At 42.1% G+C, this 22,717-nt stretch carries 14 protein-coding genes; 6 read left to right on the plus strand and 8 right to left on the minus strand.

The annotated features are described in order from the left end of the window. Window positions 1-16: 16 nt before the first annotated feature. A complete protein-coding gene (locus QQK00_RS14280) occupies window positions 17-1,150 on the minus strand; it encodes an MFS transporter (RefSeq protein ID WP_284218330.1) in 1,134 nt (377 codons plus the stop codon). A gap of 281 nt (window positions 1,151-1,431) precedes the next feature. Between QQK00_RS14280 and QQK00_RS14285 the strand changes: the two genes are divergently transcribed. Together QQK00_RS14285 and dld are read left to right on the plus strand one after the other, a co-directional pair. After that, window positions 1,432-2,181 carry a 3-keto-disaccharide hydrolase gene (locus tag QQK00_RS14285; protein ID WP_284218262.1) on the plus strand — a complete coding sequence of 250 codons (750 nt, stop codon included), beginning with the start codon at window positions 1,432-1,434 and terminating at the stop codon, window positions 2,179-2,181. A 124-nt stretch (window positions 2,182-2,305) separates the two neighbouring features. Further along, on the plus strand, window positions 2,306-4,021 hold the full coding sequence (gene dld / locus QQK00_RS14290; RefSeq protein ID WP_284218263.1) for a D-lactate dehydrogenase: 1,716 nt from the start codon (window positions 2,306-2,308) through the stop codon (window positions 4,019-4,021). Between the two features lie 45 nt (window positions 4,022-4,066). Here dld and QQK00_RS14295 read toward each other — a convergent pair whose 3' ends face one another. Next, window positions 4,067-5,392, minus strand: coding sequence for a LamG domain-containing protein (locus QQK00_RS14295; RefSeq protein ID WP_284218264.1), 1,326 nt, complete (start codon window positions 5,390-5,392; stop codon window positions 4,067-4,069). Between the two features lie 244 nt (window positions 5,393-5,636). Next, window positions 5,637-6,821 carry a LysM peptidoglycan-binding domain-containing protein gene (locus QQK00_RS14300; RefSeq protein WP_284218265.1) on the minus strand — a complete coding sequence of 395 codons (1,185 nt, stop codon included), beginning with the start codon at window positions 6,819-6,821 and terminating at the stop codon, window positions 5,637-5,639. Between the two features lie 510 nt (window positions 6,822-7,331). Between QQK00_RS14300 and QQK00_RS14305 the strand changes: the two genes are divergently transcribed. The 3 genes from QQK00_RS14305 to hrpB all read left to right on the plus strand — a co-directional run bounded on the left by QQK00_RS14305 (window position 7,332) and on the right by hrpB (window position 12,124). After that, complete coding sequence (locus QQK00_RS14305) at window positions 7,332-8,681, plus strand: uracil-xanthine permease family protein (RefSeq protein WP_284218266.1); 1,350 nt, start codon at window positions 7,332-7,334, stop codon at window positions 8,679-8,681. 71 nt (window positions 8,682-8,752) lie between these two features. Further along, window positions 8,753-9,571 carry an aldo/keto reductase gene (locus QQK00_RS14310; RefSeq protein ID WP_284218267.1) on the plus strand — a complete coding sequence of 273 codons (819 nt, stop codon included), beginning with the start codon at window positions 8,753-8,755 and terminating at the stop codon, window positions 9,569-9,571. Between the two features lie 33 nt (window positions 9,572-9,604). Beyond that, entirely contained in the window at window positions 9,605-12,124 is a 2,520-nt protein-coding gene (hrpB, locus tag QQK00_RS14315; RefSeq protein ID WP_284218268.1) for an ATP-dependent helicase HrpB, read from the plus strand. A 55-nt stretch (window positions 12,125-12,179) separates the two neighbouring features. Here hrpB and QQK00_RS14320 read toward each other — a convergent pair whose 3' ends face one another. Then, the gene (locus QQK00_RS14320; RefSeq protein ID WP_284218269.1) at window positions 12,180-13,142 is read right to left on the minus strand and encodes a methylenetetrahydrofolate reductase; all 963 of its coding nucleotides are present in this window, start codon (window positions 13,140-13,142) and stop codon (window positions 12,180-12,182) included. A gap of 127 nt (window positions 13,143-13,269) precedes the next feature. Here QQK00_RS14320 and QQK00_RS14325 point away from each other — a divergent pair, with 127 nt between their 5' ends. Further along, window positions 13,270-14,229, plus strand: a complete 960-nt coding sequence (locus QQK00_RS14325; protein WP_284218270.1) for a bile acid:sodium symporter family protein — start codon at window positions 13,270-13,272, stop codon at window positions 14,227-14,229. A gap of 115 nt (window positions 14,230-14,344) precedes the next feature. On the opposite strand, the gene QQK00_RS14330 is transcribed toward QQK00_RS14325, so the two are convergent. From QQK00_RS14330 to QQK00_RS14345, 4 genes are read right to left on the minus strand one after another with little or no spacing between them, the layout of a single operon-like run. After that, window positions 14,345-14,656, minus strand: coding sequence for a Fis family transcriptional regulator (locus QQK00_RS14330; RefSeq protein WP_284218271.1), 312 nt, complete (start codon window positions 14,654-14,656; stop codon window positions 14,345-14,347). Window positions 14,657-14,662: 6 nt separating this feature from the next. Beyond that, window positions 14,663-19,783 (minus strand): DNA repair ATPase, encoded by a 5,121-nt coding sequence (locus tag QQK00_RS14335; protein ID WP_284218272.1) that lies wholly within the window; start codon window positions 19,781-19,783, stop codon window positions 14,663-14,665. A 40-nt stretch (window positions 19,784-19,823) separates the two neighbouring features. Continuing rightward, the gene (locus QQK00_RS14340; protein ID WP_284218273.1) at window positions 19,824-21,863 is read right to left on the minus strand and encodes a flotillin family protein; all 2,040 of its coding nucleotides are present in this window, start codon (window positions 21,861-21,863) and stop codon (window positions 19,824-19,826) included. Window positions 21,864-21,908: 45 nt separating this feature from the next. Then, complete coding sequence (locus QQK00_RS14345; protein WP_284218274.1) at window positions 21,909-22,547, minus strand: OB-fold-containig protein; 639 nt, start codon at window positions 22,545-22,547, stop codon at window positions 21,909-21,911. Between the last annotated feature and the right edge of the window lie 170 nt (window positions 22,548-22,717).

Here is a 22,717-nt window from a genome sequence, read left to right on the forward strand (position 1 = left end):
ACCTTCAATTTCATTCCTAGTCTGCTTTTAGCGAAAACCTAAATTCACTGCCATCTTGAGGTTCATCGGGAATATTCAGCGCTAAAATAAGCGAGCACACCGCAAAACCTGCACCAATGTAAAATACTGCGCTGGGCGAGCTTAACCACAATATGCCCAAGAGTGCTGGTATTACTACGGCCGCTATATGGTTGATGGTGAATGCAACACCCGCAGTGGATGCAATATCCTTTGGGTCAGCAATTTTTTGAAAGTAGGTTTTCATCGCAATAGCCATTGCAAAGAAAAGGTGATCAATAACAAACAATACCGCAGCCACTTGCGCATCAGAGACCATTGCGTAAGACACAAAGACGACTGCTAGTCCGACATACTCGACAGTTAACGCCGTGCGTTCACCTACTTTTGCTATCCACTTTCCAATTTTAGGCGCAAATATTAAATTAAAAACATAATTGATAATAAATAGTAAGCTAATTTGCCCGACAGAGTATCCAAACTTTTCGACCATCATGAAGGAGGCAAATACCAAGAATATTTGCCGTCTGGCGCCGCTAAAAAAGGTTAGGGCGTAATACAACCAGTATCGTTTCCGTAATACCATGTGTTTGTGTTGTAAAGACGGTTGCTCAAATTGCTTAAAGAATCCCCACATGAAGACGACAAGGATTAAACCGAATCCGCCTGCGAGCATATACATGGCGGTATAATTAACGTCCAACCATTCCATCAATACCCATATTGAGCCATAAGCAAATAATGATGCAAAACTCTTAACGGCAAGTTGTTGACCCATAAAATGCGCCGCTTTGTCTTTGTGCAGCCATTGCAGTGTTAACGATTGATTGATGGTTTCAAAGTAATGGAATCCGATTGACATCAATACAGTTGTGCAATACAAACCGATTTCAAAAGGTAATAACCCGGTAACCGCGATACCAATACACATGACTAACAAGGAGAGCATGGCAAATGTTTGCTCTTTTAGAATTAGCAGTACAAACACTGCAGTGAATGCGAGAAAGCCCGGAACTTCGCGCAAACTTTGCAATAAGCCAATTTCTGCGCCGGTAAATTGTGCTTTTTCAACAACAAAATTGTTTAGCAATGCGACCCAAACGGAAAACACCAAAGGCATTGCAAATGCCATTGCCAAGAGCAGTAACTGCGGGTTATTGCGGAAGTTTGATATTTGTATCACTACGTGCTCATATGCGTTAAAGCAGCAATAGTATATTTATAATGCTCAATGTAAAAGTGAGAATAGTGGCACACGATCAAAAAAATATAGGTCAATACCATCTTTCGTAAGTATTCTTTTCTTACCTGAGATTGAGCAAGACAGTTTTGCAGCGTAAAGTTACAATTTATTTACAAACGCTCAATATCGATTATTGAGTGATGAAAGATTAAACACACATCAGGGAAACTATGAAAAGCTCATTTTTGAAAGGTTTACGATTTGCCATTTTAGGTCAAATGTCCTTAGCAGTAGCGTTTATGTCATATGCTAATCAGCAACTGCCGCCGCAGGCAACAGAGTATTATGCGCCAGTGCCAGTAAAAATAAGTACAGATCCTGTTCCCTCTGATGCAATTGTCCTTTTTGATGGGAATAGCACTGATGCATGGGAGCACCACGATGGTTCTGCGGTAAAATGGACTGTCGAAGATGGTGCGATGACCGTTAAACCAGGCAGTAAAGGTATTCGCTCAAAAGCGTCCTTTTGCGACGCACAAATACATATTGAATGGCGAACACCTGCTGAGGATGCTACAAAAAAAGGTCAAAACGATAGTAATAGTGGTCTATTTATTATGGGACGTTATGAAATACAAATTTTAAATAATTATGACAATGACACCTATGTAAATGGTCAAGCAGGCTCTATTTACAAGCAATACCCTCCTTTGGTTAACGCGAGTAAACCAAGAATGGAATGGCAGACATACGACATCATTTTTGCTGCGCCACGTTTTGATAAAAATGGAATGGTCACCAAAAAGGCGACAATGACGGCGCTACATAATGGTGTACTTGTGCAAAATCATTCTGAGCTTCAGGGCAGCACAACATACAAAGGTTTACCACAATATAAAGCACATGGTTGTGCACCAATTCATCTTCAGGATCACGGTTCTAAAGTAAGTTTCAGAAATATTTGGGTACGTGAACTATAAGCTGGTCGTAAAGCGAGGTATAAGAAGCATCTGGTCACTTTTGCATGTTTTACTGCACATATGATACATATATGACGTAAAATCTAGCGTTAGCGGTAAACACAGTAAATGGACTCGGAAAAAAGTGACAAAACCTTTAGTTATTGAACAGCTTGCAAGTGTGCTTGCTCCCGAGCATATTGCGACTGAAGAAAAAGAGACCGAACATTATCGCAAGGGTTGGCGTTCAGGTGGTGGTGCCGCTTTAGCTGTTTTATTTCCACAAACGTTAATTGAATATTGGCGTGCCTTGGAAGTATGTGTCGCGTCGAATTGCATTATTGTTATGCAAGCGGCAAATACGGGACTCACAGAGGGTTCAGCACCAAATGGTGAGGATTATGATCGCGATGTGATTGTGATCAATACCTTGGCAATGGATAACATCGTTGTATTGGGAGACGGTGAGCAAATCATCAGTTTTCCCGGCGCGACCTTACATAAGCTAGAGAAAACGCTAAAACCATTCAAGCGTGCGCCACATTCTGTTATTGGTTCTTCATGTTTAGGCGCGTCGGTTGTTGGTGGCATAGCGAATAATTCAGGCGGTGCACTTGTTAAGCGTGGGCCAGCGTATACTGAATTAGCGCTTTATGCACAAGTTAATGCAAATGGCGTACTATCTTTAGTAAATCATCTTGGGATTGATTTAGGGAACGAACCTGAAGAAATACTCGCTAACCTCGTATCGGGGGATTTTGAGCAATGCCTCGGCAGAGCTGTGGGTGACCAAGACGTTCGAGTGGCCTCAGCCAGCGATTATGAAAGCCGTATTCGTGATGTGGATGCAAATTCGCCAAGTCGCTTTAACGCGGACAGCTCTCGACTTTATGAAGCTAGCGGCTGTGCCGGAAAAATAGCAGTATTCGCCGTAAGGCTAGACACCTTTGAAATGCCGGCGCGAGAGCAAACGTACTATATTGGTACGAATGACCCTAAAGTACTTACCCGTATTCGGAAACATATGTTAACGCAATTTACCCATCTTCCTGAAGTGGGGGAGTATATGCATCGAGACGTATTCGATGTCGCGAAAGAGTATGGCAAAGATACCTTGCTTAGCATAAAACACTTAGGTACTGACACTATGCCAACGCTATTTGCGGCGAAAGGGCGGATTGACGCTGTGCTGAATAAACTGACGTTCTTACCTGATAATTTGACAGACAAATTTATGCAAGTTATCAGTAAGTTGTTTCCGTGTCAGCTAAGTCATCGCTTGATGCAATGGCGTGACAAATTTGAACATCATTTGATTTTAAAGATGAGTGATAATGGGATAGAAGAGGCAAACAAATACCTCGAACATCTATTTGTCAATAACGAACAGGGTGGATATTTTGTATGCTCAGATGACGAAGCTGAAAATGCGTACTTGCTAAGGTTTGCAGCGGCTGGCGCAGCCGTTCGCTATCAAATAATGAACGCGGATAAAACGTCAGATATCCTTGCATTAGATATTGCTTTGCGCAGAAATGATGAAACGTGGGTAGAAGCTTTACCAGAAGATATCGCCAAGCATATCGACATGCCTCTTTATTACGGGCACTTCTTCTGTCATGTGTTTCATCAGGACTACATCTTGAAGCGGGGGAGTAGCGCAAAAGAGGTAAAAGAAAAAATCTTGGCCTTACTTGACCAACGCGGCGCTAAATACCCCGCTGAGCACAATGTGGGACATATGTATGAAGCTGAAGCTAGCCTGAAAGCGTTTTATACAGACTTAGATCCAACCAACACCTTTAATCCGGGTGTCGGTAAAATGGACAAGCACAAACGGAATTGTGCTTGTAGTATCTAGTTGTTGTTGCCTAACTTGTCGATTGGAATATGCTAATTTTGGCGTTCACTTTACATTGACTGTATGCTCGTGTGTTTTCGAATGTGCAATAGTCTTGTCACCCGATTTAAGTACTATTTGGATATTCGTTTTATCAAGATCTATGGCAGTCTTGAGTTGCACACTGCTGCGAAGGTGCCCATAGCCAGCCTTAAGTGACAATTGTTTACTTGTTAATGTTTTTGAGTCTTTTGTAAGTAGAATATCTGCGTCTATATCAATGTCGCTCTCGTAAACATAGTCCACTTCCAAGGTATTTAACACTTGGTTGACGCTTTTTATCTCCACTCGCTCATCAAAAATATCACCAGCTGATTCATTCGAATTATTTGAGTTTGGGTGTTGTTCAGTTACGTCAAGATAGACATAAGCGCGAATCCAATCGTAGTAGGACGTATTTATGCTGTTATCTGCGAGTTGCTCGTCTGTTGGATATGGTTTAGCCCAGTCATAGGTTTCGGTAACCATATTAATTTGCATTGGCCGGTTGTACGGACGCGCTGAAAGTGTAGTATCGATAGAAATATGCCCTGAAAATTGGTCGTTCAAGTAAAAATCGACTTCGTTTTCATTCTTCCACCAAGCAGCGTAGGTATTAAAGTCTTGCCATACTTCTTTTCCATTCGCTAATTTTGCGTTGCCGGGAGCGCCAGTCCCGTCACCCTCAGCAACATTTGTACCTTTTGAGAACCTTAGGGCGCGTCCGTAAAAATTCATCACTGAGTTATCACTGTTGGGGTCTACAAGTAGCTCACTATCTTCGGGTTTGCAGCCTCGATACCAAACGTGAGTGTTGTATTGCTGGCCGGTGCGAAATAAGGCGCCAAATGGTGCGTCGATTACGCCACCGACGGCTTCAGCGATATCGAGCTCAAGTGCCCAAGAATCTTCTGAACAGCTTTCCCCAAGAAAGTTCTCACCTTCGAAAGGCACGTTTTTATTTGAAAGCCAAAATGTCGTGGACATATTTATACGTGACGCTTTAAAGCGTGCTTCATAGTACCCATGATAGGCGCCTTGATTAAGCGATTGTATTGCGCCCCCACCGATAGTATAAGGACCATCGGTTTTTTTTAGTTTATGGTTTTTAATTTGTAAAAAGCCATCAGATAAAGTTACTGCGCTAGGTACAAACTTTGCTGGTGGGCGACCCTTCCAGGTATTGAAATGGTCTCGCCACTTTGTTCTATCGAGTGAGGTTTGATTAAATTCATCAGAATATGCGTAATTTACACTCCACCGTTTACCTAGTTCAGGCTCTGGTGGTTTTGCAGTGACGTTGACTCCTGTACATAATAAAAAACTGCCAAGCATTATGAATTTAATTCGCATAACTTTATCCTCAAAGCTAAGTTATAAATATAAACTCAGTGTTTTATATATGAATGGTGCGGCATCTGCAACATTCATTATCTTATAAGCTATATATACTTGCTTGCGATGAGTGTTTTGGCAAAGGTCAACAGACCCTAGCATCTTATGGATGATTTACACGAAGGTTTAGTTGCTTGTCAGGGGAAGGCACAAGGGTAATGCGAGCACTACCCTTGTTAATAAGTTACCGTAATTAGTATATTTAACAGTTTGTATTATTGCCTTTTAGGGTCTCTAGTCTGCATTTGAGTTCTACAGCTTGTGTGCGGTATGCGGATGCATTTGCGTGACTTGGGTCAACCGCCAGAACAATGTCCCACTTGGCGATTGCTTCGTCTAATTCTTGCTGCCTAAATGCGGTAGATGCTTCTCGATGGTATTTCTCAGTTATTTTCTTTTGCAAGGCTTGCATTTTTTCATTTGCTGAGGCATTTGAACTATCAGCTTCTGAAGCAAGTTTAAAGCTATCGAAAGCCGCTAATTCAGCGTTGTTTGAGAGTTGAATGTCGCCAGACTCGACAAATAAGCTAGCTGCAGTAATAGGGTCTTCAGCAACGAGTTCTTTTGCTCTCGCTTGCATTGCGACCAACGATGCAGATTGAAGATCACTTGTCAAAGGGCCGAAGCGTTTGAGCGACTCGATGATGTGAATTGATTCTGCATAATTTTGGACTGAATTTGCGTCAAGTAGTTGTTGCGTTAAAGATTCTTTACTTGGCATTTCTGGCGCGTCACTAACGACCAAATTGGGCTCTTCCATATCTGCTTCGTGAGCTGGCATGGCATTAGCGTCTTCTTCATTCGAGCTTGTTTCCACAAGTGCTTCTGCATCTTTATTATTTGCCGCAGCTTCTTCTTTTGCTATGACGCGCTTAGCCAGTTGTGTCAGCGGTACTTTGATATCTGTCCCAATATTGACCCGGTTTGGGTTGTCAATCTGGTTGTATTTCGCTAAGGCGTAAAACTCCCAAGCGGACCCCAGGTATTTTTTTGCAATGGTTGACAAGCTCATACCCGAGCGTAGTTTTAGCGTAAAATACTCTTCAGGATAATATTCAGATGACGGGACGGTAATCTGCTTAATGAGATTTGCCGCTCGACTACTGTTAGGCACTGCAAGGGAGTATTCTTTTAGTTCAGCAAGTGCAATATCTACGTTTCCTCTCTCAAGGTTTTTAATTGCTTTAGTCATCCGCGCTCGCGGTGTTAAGCCAACTTCCGCAACAACAGTAGGTTTTTCTGGTTGAGACTGCACTTCATTTTGAGGCGTATTGGTGGGCGTTGGTTCGGTTGTTGTCGGGGCGGTTGCGATACACGCTGACAACGATAAAGATCCTACCGCAAGTAGTGTTAACTTAGTTCTACTAAAAGACGCTTTATGAATCATGCCCTACCTCATCTATTTTTGGTTACACCAGTAGAATGATGTAACACTTCCATGTAAGCGTAAAACTTACTGTCAAACGCATTAATTTTGATGCTCACTACTATACATTCAATGGGTTAAATTACAAACAATCAGATTGAAGTATTGTGTATCGACATTAGTCTATCGGTATTTAGTGATAGACTGCCCGAATGTAGTGTTCGCTTCCTATCTAATAGCATTAAAAAATGTTGGTTTTGCACCAAAATGAGTCAACTGTCTTACTTTAGGGTGAGAGGTACTGAAAATATTCGTGTGCAAAGTATTTGATATGCCTAGAGTTTACTGCCCAAGCTTCGCAGATACCGTTATTTTGTGCTTACTTCACCCATATCGTTTTCGTAACGTGTTCTATTAGATTACTATTGGTTAGTTTCTTGCTTTAAAGCCAGTTTACTTAGCTTATATGGTTTGTATGCATTTTATGCTCTTTGGGTATTTGCAAAACGATTGAGTCCATTAGGAATAGATATGAAAAACACCCCGGATATATTATTTTCGCTTGATGACAAGCCAAACATCAAGCAGAGTCTTACGTCCGCTGTTCAGCATATATTGGCTTGTTTTGTTGGTATTATTACGCCGACTCTAATTATTGGCGCCGCTTTAGGTTTGCACGCTGAAATTCCTTATTTGATCAGCATGGCTTTATTTGTTTCAGGCGTTGCTACCTTTGTTCAAGCGAAAAAATTTGGTCCTGTCGGTTGTGGACTTATAGCTGTGCAAGGTACGAGTTTTGCCTTTGTAAGTGCGCTTTTGGTTGCCGGTTTTGCTGTTAAAGCAAAAGGCGGCAGTAATAACGATATACTTGCAACCATGTACGGCGTCTGCTTTGTGGGCGCTTTTATCGAAATAATTTTGAGTCAGTTTATAGAAAAAGTAAAAAAGGTAATCACACCGCTTACGACGGGCATCGTTATTACGACTATTGGTATCAGCTTAATTAAAGTTGGATTTACTGATTTGGCCGGTGGCTACGGCAGTGAGAGTTTTGGTAGCCTTCAGAACCTCAGCTTGGGCCTGTTTGTTCTTGTCATCATTATTGGAATGAACGTTTCGTCTAATCCTTGGATTCGGCTGTCGGCAATAACCGTTGGTATGGTTTTAGGCACTGTATTGGCCTATTTTCTGGGTTTATTGTCGTTTTCTAATATGGTTGATTTACCCACTTTTAGTATGCCGCTTCCTTTTAAATATGGCTTCAACTTTGATTGGGAAATATTTGTCCCTGTTGCCCTCATATACTTTTTAACCGCATTAGAAACCTCGGGCGATATTACAGCAAATAGTTTGTTTTGTGGTTTGCCAATTAAAGGTGATCGTTATCTAAAACGTATAAAAGGCGGGGTGTTAGCCGATGGTATTAATTCGGCTATTGCTGCTATGTTCAACACATTTCCAAATACGACCTTTGGTCAGAACAATGCGGTCATTCAAATGACTGGCGTGACGAGTCGACATGTGGCGTTTTACATCGCCGCGATATTGGTTTTGCTTGGGCTCTTTCCAGTGATAGGTGGTGTGTTGCAAGCGATTCCGAAACCTGTGCTTGGTGGTGCGACCTTAGTTATGTTTGCAACAATCGCGGTTGCGGGAATTAAAATACTCGCGAGTGAGCCAATTGATAGGCGGCGATCTTTAATTATTTCAACATCATTGGGGGCTGGTTTAGGTGTGCTAATGGTGCCTGATGCCATTCAGCAATTGCCTGAGTTTGTCAAAAATATACTGTCGTCTGCAGTCACCACTGCGGGTTTTACGGCTATTTTTATGAGCCTTCTCATCCCTGAGACGGAGCGTGTTCAACACGAAAAGACATAATTAGTAAATAAGGTACTGCAAATTTGCTAGACTCCTGTCTTCGAGGCAACTACAAGGCGTATTTTCAAAAAATGACAGGATTTAAGCAACAGATACCACATTTGGGTTATGGTACATGGGATAGAGCAGGTGATGTTGCATACCGTGGCGTTTTCGATGCCCTAACTCTAGGCTACAGGCATATTGATACCGCGCAAGCATACTCAAATGAAATTGATGTTGGTAAAGCGCTTGCTGCATCGGGGCTAGACAGAGACGCCTATTTTTTAACGACTAAAGTCGATCCAATAAATTTTGGTCCAGGTCAAGTAGCACCGAGTGTTGAACGCAGTTTAGAACACTTACAGGTAAACTCAGTCGATTTATTGCTGTTACACTTCCCTTCTTTACACGATGAATATGAGGCTGAAGACTACATCTCTCAGTTAGGAGAGGTGTATGAAAATGGTTATGCTAAATTTATTGGTGTATCTAATTTCACCAAACACTATCTTGATATTGCCTTGGATGTATTAGGTGAAGGGCTTATTGCTAATAACCAAGTTGAAATTCATGCTTACATGCAAAACCAAGCTATTGTTGATTATTGCCGTTCCCTAGATATTGTGACAACGGCATATTCTCCATTGGCGCGGGGCGCCTTAATTAAAGATCCTGTTTTACAAGGCATTGCCAGTGAATTAGGGGGTACGTCAAGTCAAGTAGCGTTGGCGTTTCTATTGGCCGAAGGACATGTTGTTATTCCTTCCTCAGTCAGCCAAGAACGCGCCGCATCTAATCTTGCTGCAAGTAAGTTAACATTGTCCAGTTCACATGTAGACGCTATTCGTGCTTTAGAGCGCGGTATGCGCTTAGTCGATGAAGACTGGTGCCCAAAATGGGACATTTAGGTATGAAACGGTAAACGATAGGTAGGATGCGATTTGTTACCCGTTGAAGCTGTTTTATCACAACTGACAAAAGCGTTAGTGGCTGGCGACGCTATTTTAATCGCTCCTCCTGGCGCTGGTAAATCCACTTGTTTGCCACTGCATTTATTAAAATCAGATCAATTTCAGGGCAGCAAAATCGTTATGCTGCAACCGCGTAGAATTGCGGTTCGGAATATTGCGCGCTATCTATCAGCACAATTAGGTGAAACGGTCGGGCAAAGCATCGGTTATCGAATCCGTGGGGAAACAAAAGTATCTCACCAAACGCGCTTAGAAATTGTCACTGAAGGTGTACTTGTGAGAATGCTCCAAGCGCAACCTGAACTCAGCGATGTTAGCCTTGTTATTTTCGATGAATTTCATGAGCGCAGTATTCATGCGGATTTTTCGTTAGCGCTTTGCTTGGAAGTGCAACAAGCACTGCGAGATGATTTACGCCTCTTGGTCATGTCTGCAACGCTTGATGTCGGGAATATTCAAGAATTGCTGCCTGATGCTGAAATATTGGAATCAAAAGGTCGGCAGTATCCAGTAGATATTGTTTACTGTGCTGATGCCTATAGAGCAAGTACTAGTAGCAAGCATCTGCGTTTGCATGACAGTATTTCAAAACTCATTTTTAATGTTTTTCCAAAACACAGCGGAGATATTCTAGTCTTTTTACCTGGTGCATTTGAAATAAATGCTGTCGCAAATGCCTTGGAAAACCTTGTCGATTTCCAATCGTCTGTCGCTGTGCATAAATTGTTTTCAGAATTGTCGCCGAATATTCAGCAAGCCGCATTGTTACCCGACAAACTAGGGCGCAGAAAGGTCGTATTAGCGACAAACATTGCAGAAACCAGTTTAACTATTGAAGGCATAGACGTTGTGATTGACAGTGGTGTGGAAAAGATTGCTGTTTTCCAACTAAATCGTGGTATTACCCACTTGCAAACTCAGGCTATTTCGCAAGCATCAGCTACGCAGCGCGCGGGACGAGCGGGGCGCTTGCGGGCAGGCACCTGTTATCGTCTTTGGAATAAGGAGTTTCATGCGCGCTTAGCGAAACATGGTGAACCTGAAATTAAACGTGTGGATGTGAGCAATGTCATGCTTGAGTCTGCGGTTTGGGGTACAGAGGTAAGTGGGTTGTCTTTGTTAGATTATCCCTCTAACGCGCAGTTAGCCGAATCAAGTGTTAGGCTGCAACGCATCGGCATCTTTGATCAACACAAAAAGCTAACAACACTAGGACACCATGTGCATCAAATTGGTGGTCAGGCAAATTTGGCGATCATGTTGCTTAGAGCTAAAAGGTGGAGTCAAGCTCACTTAAGTTTGGCATGCGCTTTAGTTGGTTTACTTGAAAATAAGGATCCAATGGGTCAGCATGTCGGAGCGGATATTCATTTGCGTGTTCAGCAATTGCAAAATAGTCGATTGGATACTCGCGACTATTCAGTCCTACGTAAAAGTATTCAACAGTGGCATATCAAGGTGTCATGCAAGTTAAGCGATGACAATGCGGATTGGCCTGTAGATGATATTGGCGTATTGCTCGGTTTCGCTTTTCCAGAATGGCTGGCTAAGCAACGTCAAAATGAACGATATTTGCTGGCAAAAGGCTCTGGTGCGGTGGTGCATCGTGATGACCCATTGACAACGCACACGTGGTTAGCGATTGCAAATATGCAGTCCAGTGATAGGCAACAAGACAACGCACAAATTCGCTACGCCGCGGCCATTTCAGAGAAGCAGATACTTGAACATTTTGAGCAAGTAATTGTTTCTGAAGAGCTCTGCTCTTGGGATGAAAATGAAAAACGAATCGTTGGTAGGCAACAACGAAAGTTAGGTAAAGTTATCGTTAGTTCACAACCATTGGCAAAGCCTGATACGCAAGTTATTGAGAATATCTGGCAAGCGGTCATTGTGTCAAAAGGTATTTCTGCCTTGCCTATGTCAGCGCGCGCGCAACAACTTATTCAACGCGTTGCTCTGGCGAATACGTTTGACCAAGGAAAAGCGCTTGACCTGCCACGTTTTGATGAACGTAGTCTGTTGGATTCCATTGATATCTGGCTGCTGCCTTTCATAAAGGGGAAATTAAGGTGGGCGGAGTTAACGCAAGTCGATTTTTATCAAGCCTTATCGAACCTGTTGGACTGGCAGCAGCAACAATGGCTAAATAAATTCTGCCCTGAACGTATTGTTATTCCAAGTGGTCGGCAGCAAGATTTAACGTATAGTGATGATAGCAGTGTCGTGTTGTCGGTAAGAATGGGTGAATTATATAGTTGGTCTGTGCATCCTGCCATTGCTGATAATCAAGTTGCGATTACAATTGAGTTGTTGTCACCAGCACAGCGACCCATTCAGATTACAAAAGATCTTGTTGGTTTTTGGGCGGGCAGTTACCGAGCAGTGCAAAAGGACATGAAAAGCCAATATCCAAAACATTATTGGCCAGATGACCCAGCCAACGCGCCAGCTACCACAAAAACCAAACGTAACATGAAACCCGTGTGAGAGTGTTCAACTGTTAATGCCAATGTATTACCTAAATTAGCGAAAAAATGGAGGGTTAAAGTTTATCTAATTGTTGCTCTGCAAGCTTTTTATCCATAGTGGCTTTAAGAAGCTTATACAACAAAATGGAAGCATCTATTTCTTCTTTACGATTGGTTAGACTTTCAATATTTAATCCCAGCGGGATACCTAAAGGCAAACACGCCTCTAATATTTGCAGTAAATTGTTGTAACAAATGGAAATTGACTCTTTGAGTGGTTTGTTAGCGTTTAAAATTCTAAGCGATGTCGCCTCAGGGACAGATACCCCCAACCAATCAATGAATTCGAGCGTTTTTGCACTTCCGCAAGGTGAGAACGTTAAAATAATTCGCTGTGGTTTGCGTCCCTCTTCGCGACAGGCATGTGCATATCTTGACAACATATCGATAGTGGCTTGTGCGTTGTATACCGCTTGCGTAATAAAGTATTCACACCCCTGGCTGGTTTTGTGCAGCAGGCGAGTGTGTTCATCGCCTTTTTTTGCGTGACGCTCGGCTATCGTAACGCCGCCAACGTAGAATGTATGCGCTTGTTTACCCATTGCTTCATATGCGCCCGCCAAGCTTAATTGAATATCACCTGTTGCCGCGGGGCTGCCTACCAATACTAAATCTCTTATTTCAAATTGATGCCATGCCTCTTTTAACCACGTCAGAAAATCGTCTTCATTGCGCTGTGATACGCTTTTATAAGTAATGACAGGGCGGTCGCTTTTATTCATTAGCAGCTTTGCGTACAATCGTGGATCGTGGGTATGCATAAATGGAAAAGGGCGTGGTTTGTCTATACGGCTACTTTCATCTTGGATGTCGTAAACAATGAAGCCGTCATAATCAATTTCTTCTAAGCGAGCCAAAAGCTTATCTGCGATGCTGCTCACATCATCAATATCAGTTTTTTGTTTTGGCGGCGTGGTGCCAATAAAATATACGCCGTGATATGGATCGCTTGAGATTTCTTTGAGTGTTTTACGCATTATACTGAGACTTGGCTTTTGCTTATTCCAATTTGTAATTATTTTCGCATACATTTAGGCTATTGGTCTAAGATTCTTCTTGTAAAAGCTATAACAAAAATCGTCAATGAACCCTTGGGGAAACAGCATGTTATTTAGTCTACGCCAGCGTGAAGTCCTTAAACGATACTCTGGCTTAATGTTTACCCTAGTCATTATTTTATCGTCAGCATATGCGTTATACGCCCCTGAATACTTTATTAGTATAGGTAGTTTTCAGCTAAAAGAGCTTATTGTCCCGCTGTTAATGCTCATCATGTTTGGTATGGGCACGTCGATGAGCGTTAAGGATTTTGTGTCGATAGTGAAAATGCCAAAAGGGGTATTTATAGGATTATGCTGTCAATTTACCATTATGCCCATTGCGGGTTATTCACTAGCCGTGATCTCTGGCCTGCCTCCCGAAATCGCCGCTGGCATAATATTAGTTGGCTGTTCGCCCAGCGGCTTGGCGTCCAATGTGATGGCATATATTTCTGGCGCTAACTTAGCGTTGTCACTTACACTAACGAGTATTTCTACCCTATTAGCACCGTTTATTACGCCATTTTACATGTCTTGGTTAGCTGGGGAGCTGGTGCCAATTGACAGTACCGCAATGTTTTTTAGCATCAGTAAAATTGTACTTTTACCTATTGCTGCCGGTTTGCTCTTTAATCACTTTTTGCACGGTCGGTTTCGTTTTATTGATAAGGCAATGCCGAAAATTTCAATGTTTGGTATTGCTTTTATAATTACGATCATTGTTGCACTTGGTCGTGATAACCTTCTTAACATCGGTTTCATATTAGTATTAGTCGTATTTTTGCATTCGACAATTGGTTTTGGCTTAGGCTATTTAAGCGCAAAATTGTGCAAATTGGATGAAGCATCATGCAGAACCGTTGCTTTCGAAGTGGGTATGCAAAATTCAGGATTGGCGTCAGGAATTGCTGTGACGATGAGCAAAGCTGCCAGTATGGGCCTTGCCCCTGCAGTTTTCAGTCCGGTAATGAATATATCAGGGTCGGCATTGGCCGCGTGGTGGCGGAGTAAACGCACTGAATAGTTTGCAAATCCCGCAATCTTTGAAACAAACTCAAGGGCGGCCGATTATTTCCACACCAACACAGATCGAGGAGGCGTAAAAAACGCACTTGCGGCTCGCTCAGGTCATTTTTATACTATGGTTTGAAACCTGCTTCTTCAGTGTTAAATGTAACGTTATGTTTGGGGCGTTTTAGTACTACACCGATGCGAAACATTGCCTTGTGGATAGCTTTAATCAGTTGTGTATCTTGTGCTTCTGCCTTTGCGTTATTTAACGATGCATTTGTGTCAAACACACAGGTAATTAATAGACTACTGGGGAAGTTTGAAAAATCGACGGTATGGGTCAACCATATAAACCCGTCGATATCATCTTTTGCTGTTTCGCACACCTCTGTTAGCGCATTAACTATGTTGTTCTCTAACTTCTTTATGGTTTTTTTCATGGCCGCTTAATCAGAATCATTCGTTGGTTTGGTGTTTGTCGTTTTGGCTATTGGCTTTTTCGTTTTTGCTTTGGGAAGTTGCGCTTTGTCTTCACCAGCCCATACTTTACCAAGTAATTGCATTGCCGCGGCCACTCTATTGATGGGACGTATCAGGTCGCCGGTATCTGATTGTTGCATATCCAGTTTTATATCTTCTAGTGCGTTGGCCATTTGCGACAATTGCTTGACCGCTTGTAACTGCGGATCACCTTCAATGTTTTTGGTTTGCTTACTATCAAAGGCGCTACAAATGTGCGCCCATCGGGCTTGTTCTTCTTCACTTATAACGCCGCGTAGGATAGCCAGTTTCAGTAAATTTTCTTCAGCGCCAGATGTTAAGGTTTGTGCCTCGCCAGTGTAATGATCACCAATAAGTTGCATGAGTTCGTCATGATTCATAACAGCAGATACTTTCTCTGTCATTTTATTCATGTTTCGATAACTACCTTGCAGCTTAAAGGGGGGCTCTTGCCGGTAATCTTCTGCTGTAGCGGCTGATTCAATATATTGCAAATTGACTTTTAAAATGACCTCTTGAATTGCTTTTAAATGCCGCAGTACTGCGACGATCTCATTCACTTCTGCACCACTGTATTGATGGCTGAGCTCGCTACTTGCTACTTCCTCACCATTTGCCATTGCTACGAATTTATAGACGTCGTTCATATCGCGCAGAGCGAGAGGCGCAAGCACTGGGTTGGATGTAAGCGCATTTTCGATATAACTTAATGCAAATTGTTCTTCTTTGCCGCCAAGTACGTCACCTAAATTGTAAATATCCGCTCGGTTTGCAAGCATATCCGGCACTTTGAATACATCACCAGATTCGGTATAGGGATTTCCAGCCATGACCACACAAAACTTTTTACCTCGCATGTCATAGGTTTTGCTTTCACCTTTCCATACACCTTCAATGCGCCTTGTACCGTCACATAATGCAATAAATTTTTGCAAAAACTCAGGATGCGTATGTTGTATATCATCAAGATAAAGCATCACGTTATTGCCCATTTCGAGGCCAAGGTTGAGTTTTTCGAGCTCTTGTCTGGCGGTTGCATTCGGCGCGTTTTGCGGGTCGATAGAGGTGACATCATGACCTAGTGACGGGCAGTTTATTTTCATAAATACCAATCCAAGTCGTGCCGCCACATATTCCATCAAGGTCGTTTTACCGTAACCCGGTGGTGAAATGAGTAGCAATAAGCCCATTAAATCTGTGCGCTTATTATCGCCAACGGTCCCCATTTGCTTAGCTAAGTTGTCGCCAATGATGGGGAGATAGACTTCATTGATAAGCCTATTTCTGACAAACGAGCTTAGGGGCTTTGCCGTGTAGGCATCCAGTTGAAGCTCCTTTTTACTCGTTTGCATGAGCTCGTTACGCAGTTGGTGATAGCGTTTAAAGTTTTCGACGTGTACCGAATGATAATGAGATAAGCGTTGGTTAAACTCATCTAAGGTTAGGGTTAATTCGCCGTCCTTAATTCTTGCGTGGTCACTTAACAAACTTGAAATATTTGTAGTAAGAGAAACGTCTGAGTTTCGTGTTGGTAGTTTGTTGTTAAGAATTACTAAAGCGCTGACTTCATCAATATAATGCATACTTTCAGACGGCAACGATTGTTGTTCAATAGTTGCTTCTACCCACGCCCGAGTGAGCGCCCACTGCTCCTGCAAGCCTTTCACATACTTATCTGTTGATGAGTGCTGATGAATCAACTTGTCAAATTGATTCATCGCTTGAATAAAGTCTTTACTGTGATTTAAGTGTTCAAGTGTTTGTGTGAATGTCTGCTGTATTTTGCTAGCTGATTGGCTTGTGACGAACGCTAGGTCGTCTTGAGCGAGTTCTAAACTCAGGTAAATAGCTGCTTGGGATAAGGTCTCTTGACTAAATGGCAGTTGAAAACGCGCGATAAATGATTCAATCGCTATTTTTAGCTTATTCTGTAATTCGATAAACCCTTGAATACTGTTAAAACTGGTCGATAAAATTGAAGCACTTTGTGCATGGCTTTGCCATATATTTTGTTGATGCTCAGATACCTTATTATATGCCCAGAACAACATCGCCAATGCTCTTGTGTTTGGAGCAAAACGTAACAAACCTGCTTTTTTATGTATCGGTATTAGTGCCTGTAAAATACTGATGGCATCGGCATCGTGTATGCCTTTTTCGTAACCTTCCTGAAAACGCTCTGTCATGTATTGGCGAACAATTTTATTGAGAGCGGAGGTATCGTTTTCAATTGAATAGAGTCGTTCTAATGATAAGTCGTTTCGTTGTTTTTCTGCATCAAAAAGTATCAATGAAACTAAAAATTCCGCTCGAGATACGTCATTATTTTCAGATATAAGATTTTGTTGCCAGTACGGTTTTAACGCGTTTAAAGTCTCATTGTCTATGGCTTCAAAGTAATCGGTACCGACTAGGTGGCGATACAAATTATCTTCTCTTGGTAAAAGTGTTAAATCTAATGACTGCCTATTTACCGAAAACTTATGTCGGCCAAGCTTAATGATAGCGCCGCCATCTTCGAAGATATCTTGCTTGTCTCTTAGCGAGCGTATGCCTTGCTCTTTCACATTTTTTAATTGCGCGTCTAAGTCATCGGCTTTAATTGGATCATCAAGTTCACGTAATTGATTGGCCAACTCATTTACTTTTAAAATCATTGGATCTGAAGCAAAGTAGGTATTTAGATCTGCGGCTTCAGAAAAGGTCATTGCTCGTCTACCAACACCTTTTAAAATGCGTTCTGCTGCACCAAAAATGTTTTGAGATCTGCGCTGTCGCTCCTCCATCAAGGTTTGTTTACGCGATTCAAATGCGCTTTGTAATTCTTCTCTTTTTTCAACAATGTCGGTAAGGAATTGGTCAAACTCACTAAATTTTGATTCCAGCTCTTCCAATTGAATGAGTAGTCTAGAAAGCTGTTCTTCCGCTTTATCTGGCGTGTCGGCCATCGCTAGTGCACTATTTATACTCTGAGAGAACAATCTAAATTGGGCGGCAAATTCGGCAGTCGCTTCGCTAGAACCTAGTTGCTTTCTGCGATTGCGCCCTTGTGCCTTCACTTTGTTTAGTTTGCTGTAAATCTCAGATATATCGTCTAAGATTTTTGTCCGTTTGGTGGCGTCGTCGATTTTTAGGCCATTGAGTACTTCCGTAAGCAAATCTAAGCCTAACGACAGGGATTCTAGTTCGTCATTCACTTCGTTGATTACAACGACTAACTCAGCACTTTGAATGCGTTGCTCAAACGTATCTATACTTTTCACATAGGGTGTAAGTGCAGCATCTGAGGATAAAAAGTCGACGGTTGCTGTACTGACCTCATCAAATGCCGTTTGTGCTGATTCGTCTAGCGCATTTAGCTTATCGACATCGATATATCGCTGCTCTCTCAATGTGACTAGATAGCCACGTTGCTTACGCAGATTTGTTAAGCTTTCAACGTATTCTTGCGGTGTTTTCCAGCTCGAAATTCTAATATTACTAATGACATCTTTTTGCTTCGTTTCTGCGTCTGACAATGCCAATGATGCTTGTTGTTGAATTTGTTCCACTTTTTCAAATTCATCAATTACTAACTCAGCTGTATTCGTGATGTCTTTTACGCTGTTTGCAAGTACTTCGATTGAGCTGTCTGACAACCAATAATAGGTATCGAACATTGATTTTGCTGTTCGAATGAGATCTTCGTATGACGAACGACTAGGCGTATTTTGGTTTACATTTCGGTAAATAGACACCAAATCAGATATGCCTCTTACCAACTCCTTATTGCCAATGCGATGATAGAAGTTGTCTTTGCTTGGTTGTTTGGCGGCAAATTCGTTGCTGAAATAAGGCGTTTCCCATACTTGCATTGGGTGAACTCGACTGGGTTCATCTTGCGCACTAAAAATGACCATTTTTCCATCGTCAAAGATACTAAAGCCGTGTGCGTAAATGGGGTTTTGTAGTTCTTTACGTATTAAGTTGTATGAATACAAACCCGCCAATCCGGTTTCAGGCTCATAAAATATGAACAATACGTCTTCACCATTGGGTGATTTTATACTTCGCTTAAAGGTGAGACCGTCAATTTCATCTGGGAATTTTTTGGTTTCTCCGCTTTGTAGGTAATATCCACCTGGGAAAATGATGCCGTGGTCTTCAGGTAACGACATACAAGCCAAGCCAATAGCATCAATTCTGTCGACTTGTTTAGTACGCGTGTTAAATACCAAATAGCGATGGATTTTTTCGCGATAGGGAAGGATTCTCAATAGTATAAGAGAACCAACTTGGGCATATTTAATATCAGCGTCAGCGAGGCTTTGCGTATTGTCGTCAACTTCTTCGCTGTATATTCCAAGACCGTCTTCGGTATTGTTCTCTACCTTTATTGTTAAATCGCCGCCAATGGTCTCAACAAATACTTGATCTAAGATATTCACATGCGGGTGGCTACCTGATTCGTGTAACTCTCGCCCCGCGCTTTGCCACTCAAAGTCATGAGATGGCGATTTTTTAATAGTTCGGTCACCTCTATTGTCAATATAACTAGCGCTACCTTGCTTATCCAGTTGCCACTGAAATACGCGAATATCTTCAAGTTTTCTACCAATCTGGAAAACAGCAAATAGTGTTTGGTTCTGAATCTTCAGCTGAATCAAACGAGCTTCTTTGTAGTAAACGTAAAGCTCATTAAACTCTTTTACGAACTTAGCATCGTCTAAAAAAGTGCCGTCAAGAGGCGTCTCGGTAAGCTCGTAACCAGTCCCTTTCTCTTCTAATTTGTAAAGGCTAAATACGTCAGAGACTTGGGTTTCTTTTTTGAGGCCAATAAATACGTTGTAACCAAACAGCACGTGATTGCCAACTGGCACAATATCACGCGCGATACAGTTATTTTCAGTGCGAACGCGTACTCGACCCGTCACGCTTAAGTTTGCTTGTCCGAACTCAGCGACACGTGCCTCATTTAATGTATCAACCGCTGACTTGAGTTGTGCTGATTGTTCGACTAGCCTAGCCCGAATAACCTCATACGCGCCACCTTGGGCAACGGCTTGGTCCAGTTGTTCACTCGCCATTATATGCTCCTTGCCATTACTGCGTTAACCATAGTAGTAACTAGGCAGAAGGAGGGTTGTTCTTCAACGAGTCATTCTTTGATGAGCCACTTTGCCCTAGAGCGGCCATAAGTGTTTCCATCAGTTGCGGATTGTCAGCGTTGTTTTTCAAAAATTTACTAATAAGCGCTGTCATAGCTGTATCTTTGGCATTTCCGCTAGCGTTTCCGAAGCCTGCCACTAATTCTTTTGCATCCTCTACAAAGCTTGCTTCACCGTTCATATGACCTTGGAAGGCAGTACTCAATGTATCAGACTTAGTGATAGTGCCATCAATGGCTTTGCCGACAGACAATGATTTTACAAAACTGTCGAAGTAAGCTGTGTCGCCACCGACAATATCAATATTCGCTTGTTTCAGCGCTTCTGCAAGCACAAGTGCTTGGTGAGAGGCTATATCCACATTGGTTTCAATAGATTTAAGAATTTGTTCATGCTGTTTGTCGAGGCGCATTCTAAATTCTTCGTGCGCTTTTTGTTCGTCAGACATGGTGGCCATTGCTGCAAATTTCTTTGTCATACCATCAGCTTCAGCCTCGGCTTTCTTCGCCATTACTTCAGCTTCTGCGGTACCGCCTTTTTCAATTGCTTCAGCCATGGCTTCTTTCACACGCACTTCGGCCATACCTTCTGCTTCTTGCGCTCTCGCTTTGGCTTCCATTACTTTGGCATGTGCTAGGCCGTCAGCGGCACTAATCGCCTCTAAACCTTGTGCTTCTTTTTGTTGCGCCTCTGCTTGCTTTTGAGCAACATCGAGGTCTGCATTTGCCGTAATGGATTTTTCTTTCGCGTGGAATTCTGCCGCTTTTTCAGCCGCTTCTGCTGCTTTAATGTCTTTAACTAACGATTGTTCAGCTTCGGCTTCTGCTTGAATCACTTTGGCCTTTTTCTGACGCTCAGCTTCGGACACTACGCGTAATTCATTAATTTCTTCTTCGCGCTCAGCAACGGTTTTATCTACCTCAACACGGCTTCTGATAACTTCAGCAATTTCACGTTTTTCGTGTTCGATAAGTTTTTCGTTCGCAATACGTTGAAGCGATGCTTCTTTTTCACGCTCAATTGTTTCAAGCTCTCTAGCTTTAATTACGCGCTCTTCTTCGATGGCGACTGCACGCAAACGATTGTTTTCTGCTACTTCGACCTCACGCTTTTTATTTTGTTCTTGTACTTCAATTTCTTGCTCCGCTAATACTCTTGCTTGTTCAGCCTTTAAATGTTCTTCATGCTGGACGCGCTCCATTTCCGCCTTTTCACGGGACCGTACGGTTTCAACTTCACGTTCTTGCTTCGCTTCAGCATCGGCTTCCTGACGCTCTAGCTCTAATATGGCTTCACGTGTCTCAACGTCTTTTCGTTTGATTTTCATTTCTTCATCGCGTTGGAAAACGTTGGTTTGAATATGTTGTTCAGCGGTCAACTCGGTGATTTTGCGAATACCTTGTGAATCCAAGATATTGTTTGGATCGAGTTTCTCAATGGGCGTTTGCTCTAGATAATCAATTGCGACATCTTCCAGTACGTAACCGTTTAAGTCTGTCCCAATGTTATCGATAATCATGTCTCTGAAATTGTCGCGTTTTGCATATAGGTCTTCAAATTCAAGCGACTTACCGACAGTTTTTAATGCTTCAGAAAATTTAGCACTAAATAAATCTTCCAATGTGGCAATGTTTGATGCGCGTTCACAACCAATGGCTTGCGCTACCTTTAATACGTCATCACGGTTTTTGTTTACCTTTACGAAAAAGCCTACTTTTATATCTGCTCGAATATTGTCTTTACAGATAAGCCCGTCTGAGCCGCTTCTGTCAACTTCGATTGTCTTCAATGAAATATCCATGATTTCCAGCTTATGAAAAACAGGGACAACGACGCCTCCTGTAAACGTCACTTTAGGCTCAGAACGCATGGTATTTACAATCATTGCTCGTCCTTGTTCTACTTTTTTATACAGACGTGCCAGCATAAAGATGATTGCTAAAAAGGATACGACGACGGCAATCGCCACAGATGCCCAGAAAAATAATGTTTCGCTCATGAGTTTGCTCCTTAAACTGCTAAATTAGGTATTTTCGGCAAATATTTAATTATGTTGGATGGAATGGGTGCCCATTAATTCACTTTCTGTCACCACAATATATATATCTTTTTCTTTATCAAAGTCTATCAACACGACGAGCGAACCACCGGGTATAACTTCACCTGGTGAGGTTCGTACGCTGTATATCATGCCATCTTCGGCCCTTGCTTGCCCAAAAGACTCGGTGACGGTTTGTGTTGTAACGGTGCACACGGTGCCAATAAGTTCAGATTTTTGAATTGCTTCATGTGTCTTAAAAAATTGACGCATGGGTTTACTAGAAATGGCGGCTAGCGGGATAGCGACAACAAACGCTAATACAACAATAATGAGGCCAGTGGCAGTCGCCGTGATTACGCCATCAAATAATGGTGATATATATTTTTTTGCTAAATAAGCAAAAACAAACCCGTAGAGTTCAATGAGGGTGATCGCAACCGTCAGCGGAACGCCATCAAGCCCAAGTGACTCAAGAAAGGAAGAACCTGTGCCTTCAGAAGATTCTGTATCTCCTGAGCCATCGAGTATTTCTATGTCGATGGCACCAAGTAGCGCAATTATCCAAAACACAATCATAATCATGAGAGGAACAGTAAACGCAACAATTGGAAAGCTAAATATATAGTCTAGAAATAAGTCCATTTTACTAGTGTTTTAATCCTTAAATTAATACTGCATACACGCACAAGTCGATATATTTAAGGTGTAAAACTACCCCGACAATAATTTACTGTCAACGAATTTGACACAGAGTAATTCTATTCCTATGTCTTTACAGCTTATTTTTTCTTGTCGTTGTCTTTTCGACGTTT

It is taken from the genome of Agaribacter marinus, assembly GCF_030160655.1.
Lineage (GTDB): Bacteria > Pseudomonadota > Gammaproteobacteria > Enterobacterales > Alteromonadaceae > Glaciecola > Glaciecola marina.